Below are 16,818 nucleotides of genomic sequence, written 5' to 3'. Positions count from 1 at the left end.
CGTGCGCCATGAGCCCGACGACCCCGATGAGCGAGATGAGCGAGATGACGATGTTCACCGCCCCCGCGCCGCTGCCCGTGGAGCCCCCGAGCGGCTGCCCCTTCGACCCCCCGGCCGCCTTCGCCGCCCTGCGCACCACGCAGCCGATCTCCAAGATCTCCCTGCCGGACGGCAGTTGGGCCTGGCTGGTCACCCGCTACGCCGACATCCGGACGATCCTCGGCGACACCCGCTTCAGCTCCGACACCACCGTCCACGGCTATCCGCTCAGCGGGATGACCGGCGGCCCCAGCACCCGGAACCGCGGCTTCATCCGCATGGACCCGCCCGAGCACACCCGGCTGCGCCGCATGGTCACCCGGGAGTTCATGGTCAAGCGGGTCGAGGCGCTGCGCCCGGAGATCCAGCGGATCACCGAGGAACTCTGCGACGCCATGGAGCGCGCCGAGGGGCGCACGCAGGGCGGGGTGGACCTGGTCCAGGCGCTGGCGCTGCCCGTGCCGTCCCTCGTCATCAGCCTGCTGCTGGGCGTCCCGTACGAGGACCACGACCTCTTCCAGGGACTCACCGGAACGCTGCTCTCCCGCACCGTCCCCGACGACGAGCGCGAGGCGGCCCGGGCCGAACTGCGCGACTACCTCGACCGGTTGGTCACCGCCAAGGAGGCGGACCCGGGGGACGACATCCTCGGCCGGCTGATCGTCGAACAGCAGCGGACCGGTGAACTCACCCTCCCCCAAGCTCTCAACTCCGTTCGAGCAGAGGGGACCCCCATCGACGTGGCCGCCTTCGCCGCCCTGCTGCTGATCGCCGGGCACGAGACCACCGCCAACATGATCAGCCTGAGCGCGCTCACCCTGATGCGCGACCCCGCGACCGCCGAGAAGCTGCGCCAGGAGCCCGCCCTGATCCGCGGCGCCGTCGAGGAACTGCTGCGCTTCCACAGCATCATCCGCAACGGCCCGCGCCGGGCCGCCACCGCGGACGTCGAGGTCGACGGGCACCTCATCCGGGCCGGCGAGGGCGTCGTGGTGGCCGTACCGTCCGGCAACCGCGACGAGAGCGTCTTCGCCGACGCCGACCGGCTCGACGTCTGCCGCCCCAACGCCCAGCACCACGTCGCCTTCGGTTACGGCATCCACCAGTGCCTCGGTCAGGCCCTGGCCCGCGTCGAACTCCAGGTCGTCCTCGGGACGTTGCTGCGCCGCTTCCCCGCGATGCGGCCCGCGGTACCGGTGGAGGAAATCCCCTTCCGTACCGATATGTCGATCTACGGATGCCACGCCCTGCCCGTCACCTGGTGACAACGCACCCGCCGCCGGGTGATCGTGACCCCGGGCCCGGCCGTCGGACCGCGGCCCGCCCGCAACCCCTCACCACACAGATTGTGGAGCCAACTGCCATGAAGATCACCCTCGATGCCGACAAGTGCTGCGCCGCCGGCCAGTGCGTGCTGATCGCCCCCGAGGTCTTCGACCAGCGCGACGAGGACGGCGTGGTCGTCCTGCTCGACGCGGCACCGCCCGCCGCACAGCACGACGCGGTCCGCGAGGCGGCCGCCATCTGCCCGGCCACCGTGATCGAGGTACACGCGTGACCGCCCGCCCGATCGCCGTGGTCGGCGCCTCGGCCGCCGGCCTCGCCGCGGCCGAGACGCTGCGCCGCTCCGGCTGGCGCGGCCCGCTCACCCTCATCGGCGAGGAGTCCCATCTGCCGTACGACCGGCCGCCGTTGTCCAAGCAGCTGCTGCACGGCGCCTGGGAACCGGAGAAGCTGCGCCTGCGCACCGAGGAGCAGCTCGCCCCGCTCGACCTGGACCTGCGGCTGGGCACCCGCGCCACCGGTCTCGACGTGGCCACCCGCACCCTCACCCTTGACGGGACGGAGCGCCTCGCCTGCGCCGGAATCGTCATCGCGACCGGCGTCGCGGCCCGGACACTGCCCGGCGCCGACCGCCTCACCGGCGTTCACACCCTGCGCACCCTCGACGACGCGCTGGCGCTGCGCGACCGGCTCATCAATGGGGGTACCCCCGCCAGTGAGGGCGTAGCCGGCGGGGGAGGCCCCCGGCAGCTGGTGATCGTCGGCAACGGCGTCCTCGGCTGCGAAGCGGCCGCGGTGGCACGGGAGTTGGGGCACGAGGTCACCGTCGTCGGCATCGAGGAGACCCCGATGGCCGCCGCCGTCGGCACCGACGTCGGCACCCTGCTGGCCGAGGAGCACCGGGCCCGGGGCGTGCGCCTGCTCACCGGCGCCGTCGACGGCTTCGACAGCACGCCGGCCGACCCGGCCGACGGCTCCGGCCCACAGGTCACCGCCGTACGGCTGGCCGATGGGGGTACCCCCGGCAGCCGGCTGCCCGCCGACACCGTGCTGGTGGCCATCGGCTCCCGCCCCGCCGTCGACTGGCTCACCGACCCCGCGCTGGACACCACCGACGGGCTGCGCTGCGACGCGTACTGCGCCGCCGCCCCCGGCATCTACGCCGCCGGCGACGTGGCCCGCTGGAACCACCCCGCCCACGGCCGCCCGCTGCGCTTCGAGCACCGGATGAACGCCACCGAGCAGGGCATGGCCGCCGCCCGCAACCTGCTCGCCGAACTCGCCGCGGACGGCCCCACCGGCACCGAGGACGGCACCCCGGCCCAGGAGCGCCGCCCCTTCGCCCCCGTGCCGTACTTCTGGTCCGACCAGTACGACCTCAAGATCCAGGCGTACGGGCTGACCGCGGGCGCCGACCGGGTCGAGACACCCGTCCGCGACCGGGCCGGGCGGCGGATCCTCGCGCTCTACGGCCGCGAGGGGCGCGCCGTCGGCGTCCTGGCGGCCGGCCTCCCGCCGCGCCAGATCCGCGCCCTGCGGGCCGTCGTCGCCGACCCGCTGCCCTGGGAGGAGGCCCGCGAACGGATCGCCGCCGCCACGGCGGCCGGCTGACGGTACCGGGCCACACCGGACCGTGCCCGATCATGGAGGGATGGCCGACTCGTACGTACGGGTGCGCGGCGCCCGTGAGCACAACCTCCGCAACTGTGATGTGGACATCCCGAGGGACGCGCTGGTGGCGTTCACCGGGGTGTCCGGATCGGGCAAGTCCTCCCTCGCCTTCGGCACCCTCTACGCCGAGGCGCAGCGCCGCTACTTCGAGTCGGTGGCCCCGTACGCCCGGCGGCTGATCCACCAGGTCGGCGCGCCCAAGGTCGAGGACATCACCGGGCTGCCGCCGGCCGTCGCCCTGGAACAGCGGCGCTCCGCACCGACCTCGCGCTCCTCCGTCGGCACCGTCACCACCCTCTCCAACACCCTGCGGATGCTGTTCTCCCGGGCCGGCACCTACCCGGAAGGCACGACGGAACGGCTCGACTCCGACGCCTTCTCGCCCAACACCGCGGCCGGTGCCTGCCCGGAGTGCCACGGCCTGGGCACCGTCCACCGGGTCACGGAGGACTCCCTCGTCCCCGACCCCGACCTCTCCGTCCGCGAGGGCGCCGTCGCCGCCTGGCCCGGCGCCTGGCAGGGCAAGAACCTCCGCGACATCCTCGCCGCCCTCGGCCACGACATCGACCGGCCGTGGCGCGACCTGCCGCAGGCCGACCGCGACTGGATCCTGTTCACCGACGAGGAGCCGGTCGTCACCGTCCATCCGGTCCGAGAGGCCGGCCGCATCCAGCGCCCCTACAAGGGCCGCTACATGAGCGCCAAGCGCTACGTCCTGCACACCTTCGCCGACTCCAAGAGCGAGGCGCTGCGCAAACGCGTCCAGGGCTTCATGACCGCCGAGCCCTGCCCGGTCTGCGGCGGACGGCGGCTGCGCCCCGAAGCACTCGCCGTCACCTTCGAGGGCCGGGACATCGCCACCCTCGCGGGCATGCCGCTCGGCGCCCTCGCCGAGCTGCTCCGCCCCACCGCCACGCGGGCGGACGACGAGGTGGCGCCGACGCTCGCCCGCGACCTGGTGGCCCGGATCGAGGTGCTCACCGAACTTGGCCTGGGCTACCTCAGCATGGACCGGCCCTCGCCCACCCTCTCCGCGGGCGAGCTGCAACGGCTGCGACTGGCCACCCAGCTGCGCTCCGGCCTCTTCGGCGTCGTCTACGTCCTGGACGAGCCGTCCGCCGGCCTGCACCCCGCCGACACGGAGTCCCTGCTCACCGTGCTCGGCCGGCTCAAGGAAGCGGGCAACTCGCTCTTCGTCGTCGAACACGACATGGACGTGGTCCGGCGCGCCGACTGGATCGTGGACGTCGGGCCGCGCGCCGGGGAACACGGCGGCCAGGTGCTGCACAGCGGCCCGGTCGCCGCCCTCGCCGGCGCCGAGGGCTCCGCCACCCGCCGCTACCTCTTCGCCACCGAGCCACCCGCCGCGCGCACCCCGCGCAGCCCCTCCGGAGCGGTCACCCTCTACGGCGCCACCCTGCACAATCTCCGCGGACTGGACGCCACCTTCCCGCTCGGCGTCTTCACCGCCGTCACCGGCGTCTCCGGATCGGGCAAATCGACGCTGGTCACCCGCGTCCTCGCCGAAGCCGTGCGGGACCACCTGGGCGCCGGCCGGAGCGAGACGGACGAGGACGCCGCTGACACCGGGCCGACCGCCCGCCCGCAGATCGACGGCGCCGAGGGCCTGGCGGCCGTGGACCGGCTGGTCCGCGTCGACCAGAAGCCGATCGGCCGCACCCCGCGCTCCAACCTCGCCACCTACACCGGCCTGTTCGACGCGGTGCGCAAGGTCTTCGCCGCCACCGACGAGGCCCGGGCCCGCGGCTACACCGCCGGCCGGTTCTCCTTCAACGTCGCCGGCGGCCGCTGCGAGACCTGCCAGGGGGAGGGCTTCGTCGCCGTGGAACTCCTCTTCCTCCCCGGCACCTACGCGCCCTGCACGGACTGCCACGGCGCCCGCTACAACCCCGAGACCCTCCAGATCACCTACCGCGGCCGCACCGTCGCCGACGTCCTCGCCATGACCGTGGATGACGCCGCCACGTTCCTCGCCGACCTCCCCGCCGCCGCCCGCAGCCTCCGCACCCTCCAGGACGTCGGCCTCGGCTACCTCCGGCTCGGCCAGCCCGCGACCGAACTGTCCGGCGGCGAGGCCCAGCGGATCAAGCTCGCCGCCGAACTCCAGCGCACCCGCCGCGGCCACACCCTCTACCTCCTCGACGAGCCCACCACCGGCCTGCACCCCGCCGACACCGAGGTGCTGATGCGCCAGCTGCACGGCCTGGTGGACGCCGGCCACACCGTGGTCGTCGTCGAGCACGACATGGGCGTGGCCGCCGGCGCCGACCACGTCATCGACCTCGGGCCGGGTGGCGGCGCGGACGGCGGCCGGATCGTGGCGGCCGGCACCCCCGCCGAGGTCGCCGCCGCCCCGGGCAGCCGTACCGCCCGCTATCTCGCCCGCCGGAGGGGGCAGCCGGACGCGGTATGAGGGTCCGCTAATGTACGCAGGTCAGATCCACGGGCAACAGCACCGCGCAGCACTGCGCAGCACCACGAAGGGGGCACCTCCCATGGCAGACATCAACGAGGCCAGGGCGACGTTCAACCGGTACGACGCGGACGGCGACGGCCAGGTCACGCCGGACGAGTTCAAGCGCGCGATGGCCGAGATGGGCGACCCGTTCGTCACCGGCCCGGTCGCCGAGGCGGTCATCAAGTCCAAGGACGCCAACCACGACGGCACCATGTCCTTCGACGAGTTCTGGCAGGCCCTGCAGGGCTGACGACCGCCCCGCCCCCCGCGCAGACCCCCTTCGCCCCGTCCGCCCGCGGGCCGGCCGCGCCCAGCGCCACCGGCCCGCGGGCGACGAGCAGCCCCGCTCAGCGCCGCGGGCTCCCGGCCCCGGCCGTCGTGCCCACCGGTGGCGGCGCGGCACCCTCGCCGGTGCCCCAGCCCGACGGTTCGGCGCCCACGGTGAAGGACAGTTCGCGCCCCGCGCGCAGCTCACCGGTGGTCAGATACGTCCGGTCACGGTCGGCGCCGTCCAGCCGGACCGACTGGACGTACCGGTGGGTCGTGGACGTACCGGGCGCCGTGACGGTGAAGTGCCCGCCCGGGTAGTACCGCCGGTCCAGCGTCAGATCCACCCGGTCGAAGACCGGGGTGCTCAGCCCCCAGCTGTCGGTACCCGGCTGCACCGGGAACACCCCGATCGACGAGAGCACCATCCACGCCGACATCGTCCCCAGATCGTCGTTGCCGGTCATACCCGTCGGGGTGTCGGTGAACAGCGTCAGCGCCGCGTGCACCACATCCGTCGTCTTCCAGGGCCGGCCGGTGGAGAGATAGGTGTACGGGGCGATCAGGTCGGGCTCGTTCTGCGGGTTGTACTTGTCCGCGTTGTAGTAGTCGTACGGCCCGTTGACCCACACCTCGCGGGCGGTCTTCGCCGGGTCCTTCAGCAACTGCGGGTAGGCGAAGAACGAGTCGAGGCGCTCGTCGGCCTTGTCCTTGCCGCCGATCAGCTTCAGCATCCCCGGCAGGTCCTGCGGCACCAGCCACTGGTACTGCCAGGACGTGCCCTCGTGGAAGCCCTCGCTCCTGGCCGGGTCGGCCGGCCCGATGAAGGCGCCGTGCTCGTCGCGGGCCCGGAAGAAGCCGGTCGAACCGTCGAAGATCCGGCGGTAGTTCTGTGCCCGGGCCGCGTACCGGTCGGCGTCCGCGTCATGTCCCAGATCCCGCGCCATCTGCGCCAGCATCGCGTCCGACAGGGCGTATTCGAGGGTCGCCGAGGCGCCGTGCTCGAAGTCCGAGTCACCGGGCTTCTGATGCGGCCGGCCCTTGATGTACGGGGCGAACCCGTCCTTCAGGTACGGCGCGTTGGCCTCCCGCCCCACGGCCGGTGAACCGGCCGGCGGCACCCCGTCGGCGTTCTTCTTCAGCGCCGCGTACGCCTCCTCCTCGTGGCCCGCCAGCAGCCCCTGCTGATAGGCGTTGGTGAGGAACGGGGTGACCGGATCGCCGGTCATGATGTTGGTCTCGACCGTCCCGTAGCCCCACTTGGGCAGCCAGCCGCTCTCCTTGTCGATCCGCAGCACCGACAGCGCCATGTCACGTGACTCCCGCGGCGCCAGCAGGGCCAGCAGCTGCGCCTGGGTGCGGTAGGTGTCCCACAGTGACCAGTTCTGGTAGTAGGCGGAGCCCCCGAAGTCGGCGGTCCGGTGCACCTTCTGGTCCCATCCGGTGTGGCGCCCGTCCACGTCGCTGCCGACGTTCGGCGCGAGGAAGGAACGGTAGAGCGAGGAGTAGAAGGTCCGGCGCAGCGTACGGTCGCCGCCGCGGGCCCGCACCAGCTCCAGCCGCCGCTCCCACGCCGCGTCGGCCGCGGCCCTCGTCCGGTCGAAGGAACGGCCGCCCTCGGCCCGCAGGTTGCGGGCCGCGCCCGCCGCGTCGACGTAGCTGAGCGCGGTGGTCGCCTCGACCGTACGGTCCTTGCGGGTGTCGAAGCGGGCGTAGGCCCCGTGCCGGCCGGTGGCGGTGGAGCCCTTGGAACCGGCCGTCACCGTGTCGCCGTCCCAGGTCCCGTACGACGTGAACGGCCGGTCGAAGCGGGTGATCGTGTAGACGGTGTACGGCTCGGTGTCCTGGCAGAAGCCGCGGCCGGTGAGGGCGGTGCGGATGGTGCGGGAGTCCAGCACCTCGACCCGGGTGGAGACCGTCCTGTGCAGCGACTGGCCGGCGTTGAGCAGCACATTGGCCTTGTCGGTGGCCGGGAAGGTGTAGCGCTGCTTGCCGGTGCGGGCGGTCGCGGTCAGCTCGGCGGTGATCCCGCCGTACGAGGTCAGGCCGACGCGGTAGTAGCCCGGCCGGGCCGACTCGTCGTCATGGCGGTAGCCGGCCGCGTACTTCGCATAGTCGGTCTCGGTGATGTCGCCCGTGGTGGGCAGCACCGGCAGATCGCCGCCGAGCCCGCACCCGACGCCGGAGATGTGCACCGAGCTGAAGCCCCGGATGTGGTCGTCGTCGTAGCCGTAGCCGGTGGTGTGTCCGGTGTCCGGGGAGAGCTGCACCATGCCGAACGGCACCGCGGCGCCCGGATAGGTGTTGCCGTCGTTCCGGCTGCCGATGAACGGGTTGACCAGGTCGGTGAGCGGGCCGCCGGCGGGCGGCGCGGCCGCTGCGGCCGGGGCCGTGAGCGCGCCCCCGACGAGCGCGGCCGCCAGCACCGCGCCCGCGGTACGCAGCCGGGAACGACTGAGCCAAGGCATGGATCCGGACCTCCGGAAGGTAGGCCGACAACGTTGTCAGAGCGCGCTCATTCTTGAGGTTGGTCAGGTTCGCGTCAAGAGGTGGTGCGGGCGACTCCGGTGCGCCGCCGGCCCCTCGGTAGGCTCCCCGGATGCCCACGCCCGACGAGACCGCCGCCCCGCCGCAGGCCCTCGGCGAGGCCGAGGGTGCGCCGTCGCCCGGGGGGAGCGCCGCCGCCCTTCCGCCGCCCGATGCGGACCTCGTCGCGCCCTCGCCCCGCCCCGCGCCCCTTCCCGCCGAGTTCGTCCGGTACGCGGTGGCCCTGGAGGCGCCCGAACTGGCCTGGGGCTATCTCAACGGCCGGCTCACCGCCGCCGACACCGGCACCCTCGCCTTCCTGCGACGCTGCGACCTCGGCCCCGGACCCGGCGAGGCGTTCGCCCGGATCCATGCGCGGGGCACGGACCCGTCCCCGCTCGCGGCCCTCTGCCGCGAGACCGTCGACGGCCGGACGGGACGCGGCGGCGACGCCGAGGACCCGCGGCGGGTCTGGGACTATCTGGAGCTGAGCCACCGTCTCTCCCGGGGCGACGCCGATGGGGGAGAGGCGAGCGGGCCGCAACTGGCCGCAGGTCGACGGGAGTTCCTTCTCTCCCGGGCGGCGTCCGGACGGGGCATGAACTGGCAGGACAGCTCCGCACTGCTCGGCACCGACCGGCCCGAAGAGGTCGACGCGGCCTTCGAACGGGGCGAGGAACTGGTCGGCGTCGCCGTCATCGGGCTCGCCCTCACCCACCCCGACCCGACGGCGATCCTCCCCAGGGTCGCGCGTGCCCTGGACCGCGCGCTGGCGTCGTCGGACCCGCGCCTGCGCCACCAGGGCATCGTCGCGCTCGCGCACACCGCCCGGCTGCACCGCACCGTCGACCGGCGCTGCCTGGACCTGCTGCGCCGCTGTCCGCGCGGCAGCGAGGCCGACGACGACCTCTGGGCGTACGTGCCGCGGCGCCGGCTGCCGTGGTGGCTGTGGCGGCACCGGCTCGGCGAACCGCCGCGCCGGTGGCTGCGCCGGGTCGGGAAGGCGCTGTCCGGGGCCCGGGGCGGCGGCTGAGCCGAGGGGGCGGCGCCCGCGGCCGGTTCTCGTCGGCCTGACGCAGGCATGCCAAAAATCATGGGCCCTTCGCCTTGCTCTCTCCGGGGGCGCGTGCCTCAATGGTCAGCGATTTCAGGTCGCTGATTGACCGTCAGGTCCGGTGGTTCCGGAGCGGATCCCTCGGGTCCCGCCGGATCCGGCGGTGTTCGGCACGGGCCCCGGACCGGGCCCCGCGTGGCGCCTGTCGTTCCCTCACGTACCGCTCGACGGCCGGTGCCACGGGCCTGCCACCCCCCTCACGAAGGCGGTCCCCATGAGACATGTCAGATCGCGCACGTACGGCATAGGTACGGCGCTCGGCGTCGCGTTCGCCGCCGCGGGCACGCTCGCCCTGGCGCCGGCCGCGACCGCGGTGACCCCCGGCACCGCCACCCTCTCGTTCGACTGCGGTTCCTACGGCTCGGGTACGGCGACGCTCACCGCCACCCAGAACGGCACGGCCGCCACGATCAGTGTGTCCACGTCGGCGATCACCTCGCCGATCAACATCGGCGCACATTCGGTCAAGTCCACGCTGACGCTCACCAAGAACGGCTCGGGAACGACCACATTCAGCGGCAGCGCCAACCCGGCGATCCCGGCCGGCAGCGCGGTCTCCACCGGTCCGCTCAACGGTACGGTCGCCGCCGGCGACAGCCTGGAGGCCGCCTCCCTCAAGGTCGTGGTCTTCGGCATCACGGCCACCTGCAAGGCCACCTCGGCACAGACCCCGGGCCCGTTCGTCTTCTGACCCGCGCCGTCCCGTTCGCCCGTTCACCCGACGGCACGAGGCGCGGAGACTGACGACCTGACGGCGTGACGGGTGGACGGACCGGACGACAAGGGGGCCGGCGGGACAGCTGCCCGCCGGCCCCGATGACCGTCCGTCAAACGACCGTCCCGGTCGACGCGGAATTCTCGCCCGGTTCCCGCGCCAGGTTCGAGTGCCGGTAGGAGTACGTGAAGTAGATGACCATGCCGACGATGAACCAGACGACGAAGCGCACCCAGGTCTGCCACGCCAGGAACGTGATCAGCCAGATCGAGAAGCACACGCCGATCGCCGGCACCACCGGCATGCCCGGCGTGCGGAAGGTGCGCGGGAGCTCGGGGCGCTTGTAGCGGAGGACGATCACCGCGACGCAGACCACCACGAACGCCAGCAGAATGCCGATGTTCGTCAGCTCCGCGGCCTCACCGATCGGCAGGAAGCCCGCGATGAGCGCGGAGGCCACGCCGACGATCCAGGTCACCCGGGTCGGCACGTGGTGGGTGGCGCTGGTCTTAGCGAACCACTTCGGCAGCAGACCGTCCCGGCTCATCGAGAACCAGACCCGGGTCACACCGAGCATGAAGGTGAACATGACGGTCAGAATGCCGATGATCGCGCCGACCGCGATGACGTCCGCGAGACCGTTCAGGCCCACCGATTTGAACGCCGACGAGAATCCGCTCTCCGGGTCGATGTGCTTGTAGTTCTGCATACCCGTCAGCACCAGGCACGCCAGCACGTACAGCACCATCGAGATCGCCAGCGAATACATGATGGCCTTCGGCATGTGGCGCTGGGCGTCCTTGGACTCCTCGGCCGCGGTGCTCATCGCGTCATACCCGAAGACCGCGAAGAAGACGGTGGCCGCACCGGTGAACGCACCGGTCACCCCGAACGGGAAGAAGGGGTGGTAATTCGCCGTGTTGATGTGGAAGAAGCCGACCGCGATGACCACCACGACCACCAGGACCTTCAGGCCCACCACGATGGTCTCGAAGCGCGCGGCGTTCTTGATGCCCAAGGTCAGCAGATAGGCGATCAGCAGGCAGAGCACCGCGGCGAAGAGGTCGACGCGGTGCCCCGGCCCGGTCCCCGGCGCCCCCAGCATCCACGCGGGCAGATCCACCCCGATCTCACCGAGGAGAAAGCCGAAGTAGCCGGAAATGCCGATGGCGACCACCGCGACGATCGCGGTGTATTCGAGCAGCAGGTCCCAGCCGATGAACCAGCCCGCCACTTCCCCGAGCACCGCGTAGCCGTAGGTGTAGGCCGAGCCGGCCTTCGGGATCAGCCCGGCGAATTCCGCGTACGAGAAGGCGGCGGCGGCACTCGCGACGCCCGCGACGAGAAAGGAGATCAGGACCGCGGGCCCGGCTTTCTCGTTCGCGACGGTACCCGCCAAGGTGAAGATGCCGGCGCCGATGATGCCGCCGACACCGATGGCGGTCAGCTGCCACAGACCGAGCGCCCGGGTGAGCTGCTGGCTCGCGGAGCCTTCCGCCTCTTCGATGTGTTCGATCGGTTTGCGGCGCAGTACGCCGTGTCCCGCGCGCAGCCCCATGCGTCATCCCTCCGTAGGGTCACTCCGTCGTGGTCCGACGGCGGATCATCATGGACCCTGGCGGGCCTCGGAGGAAGGCGACTCCCTAGTAGGAGCAGGACTCGCCGGGAGAGATACACGGGAGGGGTGGCAATCGGCCCGGTCAGTCGGCGTCTTCCAGCCGAAAGCCGACCTTCAGACCGACCTGGTAGTGATCGATTTCGCCGTCGATGAGATGCCCGCGCACTTGGGTGATCTCGAACCAGTCGAGGTTGCGCAGGGTCTGCGAGGCGCGCTTGATGCCATTGGTGATCGCGGCGTCCACGCTCTGCTGGGACGTCCCCACAATCTCGGTCACGCGGTACGTGCGGTCGGTCACGGTGGTCTCCCTCGGCCGGGGCGGCGCTCCGCCCGTCCATCTCCCACCGTGCCTCAGGGCGGCCCGCCCCACCAGCGGAGCACCCGGGCCACCGCCCTACGGGACGACGGTCACCGGCCAGCGCCCGGCCTTGACCAGCCGGACCGCGACCGAGCCCATGATGCGGTGTCCGGCCGACTCCGAGGCGCCGACCACCACCGCGTCGGCCTTGAGGTCGTCGGCCATCTGCACCATGCCGTTGTACGGATCGCCGCGCAGCGTGTGGAACTCCCAGCGGACCTCGTATATCCCCTGGAGCCGCTCGGTCGCCTTGCGGATCTCCGCCATCAGTTCCTCGGCCACCTCGTTCGTGGCATCGGCCACCGGCGCGCCCATCGCGGCCCCGGCCGGCAGCACCGGCTGGACATAGACCAGGACCAGCTTCGACGCCTGGCGCCGGGCCAGCCCCGCCGCGTACGCCGCGGCGCGCCAGGACGAGTCGGAGCCGTCGATGCCGACGACGATCACCTTCGGGCCGTCCGTTCCGCGCTCGAACTGCGCGGCTGCGTTCTCCTCCACACCACGGAGGTTATCCGCACACGCGTGCTGACGTTCCCCCGGGCCGGGCGGCCGCGCGCCGCGGCCCCACCTCCGGCGGACCGCCGCCGCCCGTCACGCCGGGGCCGGCGGCCAGCTCTCCGGCGCGAGCACCCCCAGGACGTACGCCTTCGCCACCAGCGCCGCGCGGCCCTGCACCCGCCAGCGCCGCGCCAGCCGGGTGAGGTGGTAGTTCACCCCGTCAACCGTCAGGCCCAGCGCCGTACCGATCGACGCCGTGGTGGCGCCGCCGGCGGCCAGCGCCAGGATCCGCGCCTCCACGGGACTCGCCGTGCCCCGCGGCGGCGCCGGCGGCGGCACCGGCTCCCGGGCCCGCAGCAGCGCCAGCAGCACGGGCGGCTGCACCGAGGGATCGCCGACCGGATCCACCGTCAGCTCCCCCTCCCGCTCGGACCCGTCGGACGCGGACCGCCAGTGCACCTCCACCGGATAGCGCGACCGGCGGCCCAGGCGCACCGCCTCCGCGATCCGGATCAGCTGCGCCTCGTCCCGCGGCCGGAACAGGTCCAGCAGATTGCGCCCCCGCAGCTGCCCGGGCGCCACGCCCCACTGCCCGGCCATCGCCGGATTGGCGATCAGCACCTCGCCGTCCGCCCGGCACACCGCGATCGGCGTCGGGATCCGGTCCAGCAGAATCAGGAAGTAGTTGCGCCAGGGGCCGTCCGCGTACGGCCCGGCCGGGTCGGCTTCCCCGCTCCGGTGGAACGGTGTGCCGAGAGCCGGTGCCCCCGCGTCCGGCCCACCGCAGACAGTCCCGTCGTCCATTGCCTCATCCCCGGTCCGCGCGCAAGAGCGAGCAGCGAAAAACCACTGCACAATCATGCAGTTGCCCGGTCACGAGACGCACGCCGGGCCCCTCACGCTGGAGACATGACCGACACCATCGCGCTCCCCAGTGACGAACGCGCCGCCGACGGCATACCCGTCGCCGACATCACGGCGGCCGGCGTCACCACGACGCCCATCCAGCAGGCCATGGACCTCGCCCGGATCCACGGCCCGGTCTTCAAGCGCAAGCTCGGCGACCGCGAGACGCTGTTCGTGACCTCCCTCGACCTGGTCACCGAGGTGGCCGACGAGACGCGCTTCGCCAAGGGCGTCTCGGTGATCCTGGAGAACGTCAGAGAGTTCGCCGGTGACGGTCTGTTCACCGCCTACAACGACGAGCCGAACTGGGCCAAGGCCCACGAGGTCCTGATGCCGGCCTTCGCGCTCGGCTCGATGCGCACGTACCACCCGGCGATGCTCAAGGTGGCCCGCCGCGTCATGGCCAACTGGGACCGCCGGGTCGCCGACGGCACACCCGCCCAGGTCGCCGAGGACATGACCCGGATGACGCTGGACACCATCGGGCTGGCCGGCTTCGGCTTCGACTTCGAGTCCTTCTCCCGCGGCGACAGCGCGCACCCCTTCGTCGAGGCGATGGTGCGCTGCCTGCAGTGGAGCGGGAAGAAGTTCGCCCGGGACCCGCACGCCGACCACTCCGCGGAGGACGCGGCCTTCCGGGCCGACGCGGACTACCTCGCCTCCGTCGTCGACGAGGTCATCGCCGCCCGCACGGCGAGCGGTGAGACGGGCGAGGACGACCTGCTGGGCCTGATGCTCGGCGCCCGCGCGCAGGGCGACGGCACGGAGGCGAGCGGTCCCACCCTGGATCTCGCCAACATCCGGAACCAGGTCATCACCTTCCTGATCGCCGGCCACGAAACCACGTCGGGCGCCCTCTCCTTCGCCCTCCACCACCTGCTCAAGGACCCGCTCGCGCTGCGCATGGTCCAGCGCGAGGCGGACGTACTGTGGGGCGACCAGGCCGACCCCGACCCCTCCTTCGAGGACATCGGCCGGCTCCCGTTCACCCGCCAGGTCCTCAACGAGGCACTCCGGCTGTGGCCGACCGCCGCCGCCTTCAGCCGCCAGGCCCGGGAGGACACCCTGCTCGGCGGCCGCTACCCGCTCAAGGCCGGAGACCTCGTCACCGTGCTCACCCCGATGCTGCACCGCGACCCGGTGTGGGGTGACAACCCCGAGCTGTTCGACCCCTCCCGCTTCAGCCCCGAGGCCGAGGCGGCCCGCTCGCCGCACGCGTACAAGCCGTTCGGCACCGGTGAACGCGCCTGCATCGGGCGGCAGTTCGCGCTGCACGAGGCGACCATGCTGCTCGCCCTGCTCGCCCACCGCTACCGGCTGATCGACCACGGCGACTACCGGCTCCGGATCAAGGAGACGCTGACCCTCAAGCCCGAAGGGTTCACCCTCACCCTCGCCGCCCGTACGCCCGCCGACCGGGCCGCCGTCCGCACCGCGCTGGCCGTGCTCCCCGACACCGCCGCCGGCTCCGGGGACGCCCCGGCGGCCGACGACGGGCTGCCGACCCGCGTCCCCCAGGGCACCGGCCTGCTGCTCCTGCACGGCAGCAACTACGGCACCTGCCGGGAGTTCGCCGAGCGGCTCGCCGACGAGGCCACCGGCCTGGGCTTCGCCGCCGACGTCGCGCCGCTCGACGCGTACGCCGGGCAGCTGCCCGGCGACCGGCCCCTCGTCATCGTCGCCGCCTCCTACAACGGCCAGCCCACCGACGACGCGGCCGCCTTCGTCCAGTGGCTGAAGACCGCACCGGACGACGCCGCCGCGGGCCTCCCGTTCGCCGTCCTCGGTGTCGGCGACCGCAACTGGGCGGCCACCTACCAGCACGTACCGACCCTCATCGACGACCGGCTGGACGCCCTCGGCGGGCACCGGCTGCTGCCCCGCGCCGAGGCCGACGCCTCGGGCGACCTGGGCGGCACCGTCAAGCAGTTCGCCGCGCTGCTGCGCACCCAGCTGCTGGCCCGCTACGGCGACCCGGCCAGCGTCGGCGCGAGCGCACCGGGCGACGAGGACACCGGCTACACCGTCACCGAGGTCACCGGCGGCCCGCTCGACACGCTCGCCGCCCGGCACGGCCTCATCCCGATGACCGTCACCGAGGCCCACGACCTGACCGCCCAGGACTGGCCGCGGCCCAAGCGCTTCCTGCGGCTCGCGCTGCCGGCCGGCGTCACCTATCGCACCGCCGACCACCTCGCCGTGCTGCCGGCCAACACCCCGGACGCCGTCGAGCGGGCCGCCCGGGCCCTCGGCGTCGACCTTGACACCGTCCTCGCCCTGCACCCCGGCCGCCGGCCCGGACGCGACACCCTGCCCGTCGACCGGCCGCTGACCGTACGCGAACTCCTCACCCACCACCTGGAGCTGGGTGACCGCCCGACCGTGGATCAGGTCGCGGTGCTCGCGGCGCACAACCCCTGCCCGCCCGAGCAGCACGCCCTGGAATCCCTCGCCGCGGATGATCCGCGCACCCTCATCGAGCTGATCGAGGCGCACCCGGCGCTGCGCGGGGCCCTCACCTGGCCGACGATCCTGGAACTGCTGCCGCCGCTGCGCACCCGGCACTACTCGGTGTCCTCCTCGCCCGCCACCGACGCCCGGCACGCCGACCTGATGGTCTCGCTGCTGCCCGGCGGCACCGGCTCGACGTATCTGCACACCCTGCGGCCCGGTGACACCGTGCTGGCCCGCGTCCAGCCCTGCCGGGAGGCGTTCCGCATCGACCCGGCCGACGGCACCCCCGTCATCCTGGTCGCCGCGGGCACCGGCCTCGCCCCCTTCCGCGGCGCCGTCGCCGACCGCGTCGCCGCAGGCCGGCGCGCCCCCGCCCGGCTCTACTTCGGCTGCGACGACCCGGCCGGTGACTTCCTGCACGCCGAGGAGTTCGCCGCCGCCGAATCCGCCGGCGCCGTCTCCGTCCGGCCCGTCTTCAGCGCCCGCCCGGAAAACGGGCACCGCTTCGTCCAGCACCGGATCGCCGCCGAGGCCGCCGAGGTGTGGGAACTGCTGCAGGCCGGGGCACGGGTGTACGTGTGCGGCGACGGCAGCCGGATGGCCCCCGGCGTCCGGGCCGCCTTCCGCGACCTGCACGCCGCGCACACCGGCGCCTCCCCCCAGGAGTCCGAAGCCTGGCTCCGCGAACTGACCGCCTCCGGGCGCTACATCGAGGACGTCTACGCGGCGGGCTGAGGGGGCCGCCCACCCGGCGGGGCGGCGGCCGGCCGGTTCGTTGGAACCTCGCTTCTGCGTGCGTGGGAACCGCTGCTTCCGCGCCGCGGAAGGCTTCCCCCCGCCTCCTCCCCCTCCTCCCCCTTCGGGGGAGGGGGCGGGGGGTGGGTTCGGG

13 protein-coding genes are annotated in these 16,818 nt (G+C 73.0%); 8 read left to right on the top strand and 5 right to left on the bottom strand.

What is annotated here, in order from left to right:
- The first annotated feature begins 44 nt into the window (after positions 1-44).
- The 5 genes from OO62_RS25275 (at position 45) to OO62_RS25255 (ending at position 5,723) form a co-directional block, all read left to right on the top strand.
- Positions 45-1,304: a cytochrome P450 gene (locus OO62_RS25275; RefSeq protein ID WP_033269917.1), complete on the top strand. Its 1,260-nt coding sequence runs from the start codon at positions 45-47 to the stop codon at positions 1,302-1,304.
- 98 nt (positions 1,305-1,402) lie between these two features.
- Positions 1,403-1,597, top strand: a complete 195-nt coding sequence (locus OO62_RS25270; protein WP_033269868.1) for a ferredoxin — start codon at positions 1,403-1,405, stop codon at positions 1,595-1,597.
- A complete protein-coding gene (locus tag OO62_RS25265) occupies positions 1,594-2,934 on the top strand; it encodes an NAD(P)/FAD-dependent oxidoreductase (protein WP_033269867.1) in 1,341 nt (446 codons plus the stop codon). Before OO62_RS25270 ends, OO62_RS25265 begins: the two co-directional genes overlap by 4 nt.
- 40 nt (positions 2,935-2,974) lie before the next feature.
- Positions 2,975-5,428 carry an excinuclease ABC subunit UvrA gene (gene uvrA, locus OO62_RS25260; protein ID WP_033269866.1) on the top strand — a complete coding sequence of 818 codons (2,454 nt, stop codon included), beginning with the start codon at positions 2,975-2,977 and terminating at the stop codon, positions 5,426-5,428.
- Positions 5,429-5,510: 82 nt separating this feature from the next.
- Positions 5,511-5,723: an EF-hand domain-containing protein gene (locus tag OO62_RS25255; protein ID WP_033269865.1), complete on the top strand. Its 213-nt coding sequence runs from the start codon at positions 5,511-5,513 to the stop codon at positions 5,721-5,723.
- Between the two features lie 97 nt (positions 5,724-5,820).
- Here OO62_RS25255 and OO62_RS25250 read toward each other — a convergent pair whose 3' ends face one another.
- Complete coding sequence (locus OO62_RS25250; RefSeq protein WP_051733580.1) at positions 5,821-8,208, bottom strand: GH92 family glycosyl hydrolase; 2,388 nt, start codon at positions 8,206-8,208, stop codon at positions 5,821-5,823.
- 131 nt (positions 8,209-8,339) lie between these two features.
- On the opposite strand from OO62_RS25250, the gene OO62_RS37105 reads away from it, so the two are divergent.
- Both OO62_RS37105 and OO62_RS25240 read left to right on the top strand, forming a co-directional pair.
- The gene (locus OO62_RS37105) at positions 8,340-9,299 is read left to right on the top strand and encodes a hypothetical protein (RefSeq protein ID WP_051733579.1); all 960 of its coding nucleotides are present in this window, start codon (positions 8,340-8,342) and stop codon (positions 9,297-9,299) included.
- 295 nt (positions 9,300-9,594) lie between these two features.
- On the top strand, positions 9,595-10,071 hold the full coding sequence (locus OO62_RS25240) for a hypothetical protein (protein WP_033269864.1): 477 nt from the start codon (positions 9,595-9,597) through the stop codon (positions 10,069-10,071).
- A gap of 136 nt (positions 10,072-10,207) precedes the next feature.
- Here OO62_RS25240 and OO62_RS25235 read toward each other — a convergent pair whose 3' ends face one another.
- From OO62_RS25235 to OO62_RS25220, 4 genes are all read right to left on the bottom strand, one after another.
- Positions 10,208-11,653, bottom strand: coding sequence for an amino acid permease (locus tag OO62_RS25235; RefSeq protein ID WP_033269863.1), 1,446 nt, complete (start codon positions 11,651-11,653; stop codon positions 10,208-10,210).
- A 142-nt stretch (positions 11,654-11,795) separates the two neighbouring features.
- Entirely contained in the window at positions 11,796-12,011 is a 216-nt protein-coding gene (locus OO62_RS25230; RefSeq protein WP_033269862.1) for a dodecin, read from the bottom strand.
- 96 nt (positions 12,012-12,107) lie between these two features.
- Positions 12,108-12,569: a universal stress protein gene (locus tag OO62_RS25225; RefSeq protein WP_033269861.1), complete on the bottom strand. Its 462-nt coding sequence runs from the start codon at positions 12,567-12,569 to the stop codon at positions 12,108-12,110.
- Between the two features lie 93 nt (positions 12,570-12,662).
- Positions 12,663-13,373, bottom strand: coding sequence for a PAS domain-containing protein (locus OO62_RS25220; protein ID WP_033269860.1), 711 nt, complete (start codon positions 13,371-13,373; stop codon positions 12,663-12,665).
- 105 nt (positions 13,374-13,478) lie between these two features.
- Between OO62_RS25220 and OO62_RS25215 the strand changes: the two genes are divergently transcribed.
- Entirely contained in the window at positions 13,479-16,664 is a 3,186-nt protein-coding gene (locus OO62_RS25215; protein WP_051733578.1) for a cytochrome P450, read from the top strand.
- Positions 16,665-16,818 lie beyond the last annotated feature (154 nt).

This window comes from Streptomyces lydicus (genome assembly GCF_000717345.1).
Lineage (GTDB): Bacteria > Actinomycetota > Actinomycetes > Streptomycetales > Streptomycetaceae > Streptomyces > Streptomyces lydicus.
Note: the sequence above shows the minus strand (reverse complement) of the source record. Positions and strands in the feature narration are given on the sequence as shown.

Coding starts and splice junctions, on each gene's coding strand:
- OO62_RS25275 (WP_033269917.1), top strand. CDS start 45: ATGACGATGTTCACCGCCCCCGCGCCGCTGCCCGTGGAGCCCCCGAGC.
- OO62_RS25270 (WP_033269868.1), top strand. CDS start 1,403: ATGAAGATCACCCTCGATGCCGACAAGTGCTGCGCCGCCGGCCAGTGC.
- uvrA (WP_033269866.1), top strand. CDS start 2,975: ATGGCCGACTCGTACGTACGGGTGCGCGGCGCCCGTGAGCACAACCTC.
- OO62_RS25255 (WP_033269865.1), top strand. CDS start 5,511: ATGGCAGACATCAACGAGGCCAGGGCGACGTTCAACCGGTACGACGCG.
- OO62_RS25250 (WP_051733580.1), bottom strand. CDS start 8,208: ATGCCTTGGCTCAGTCGTTCCCGGCTGCGTACCGCGGGCGCGGTGCTG.
- OO62_RS37105 (WP_051733579.1), top strand. CDS start 8,340: ATGCCCACGCCCGACGAGACCGCCGCCCCGCCGCAGGCCCTCGGCGAG.
- OO62_RS25240 (WP_033269864.1), top strand. CDS start 9,595: ATGAGACATGTCAGATCGCGCACGTACGGCATAGGTACGGCGCTCGGC.
- OO62_RS25235 (WP_033269863.1), bottom strand. CDS start 11,653: ATGGGGCTGCGCGCGGGACACGGCGTACTGCGCCGCAAACCGATCGAA.
- OO62_RS25220 (WP_033269860.1), bottom strand. CDS start 13,373: ATGGACGACGGGACTGTCTGCGGTGGGCCGGACGCGGGGGCACCGGCT.
- OO62_RS25215 (WP_051733578.1), top strand. CDS start 13,479: ATGACCGACACCATCGCGCTCCCCAGTGACGAACGCGCCGCCGACGGC.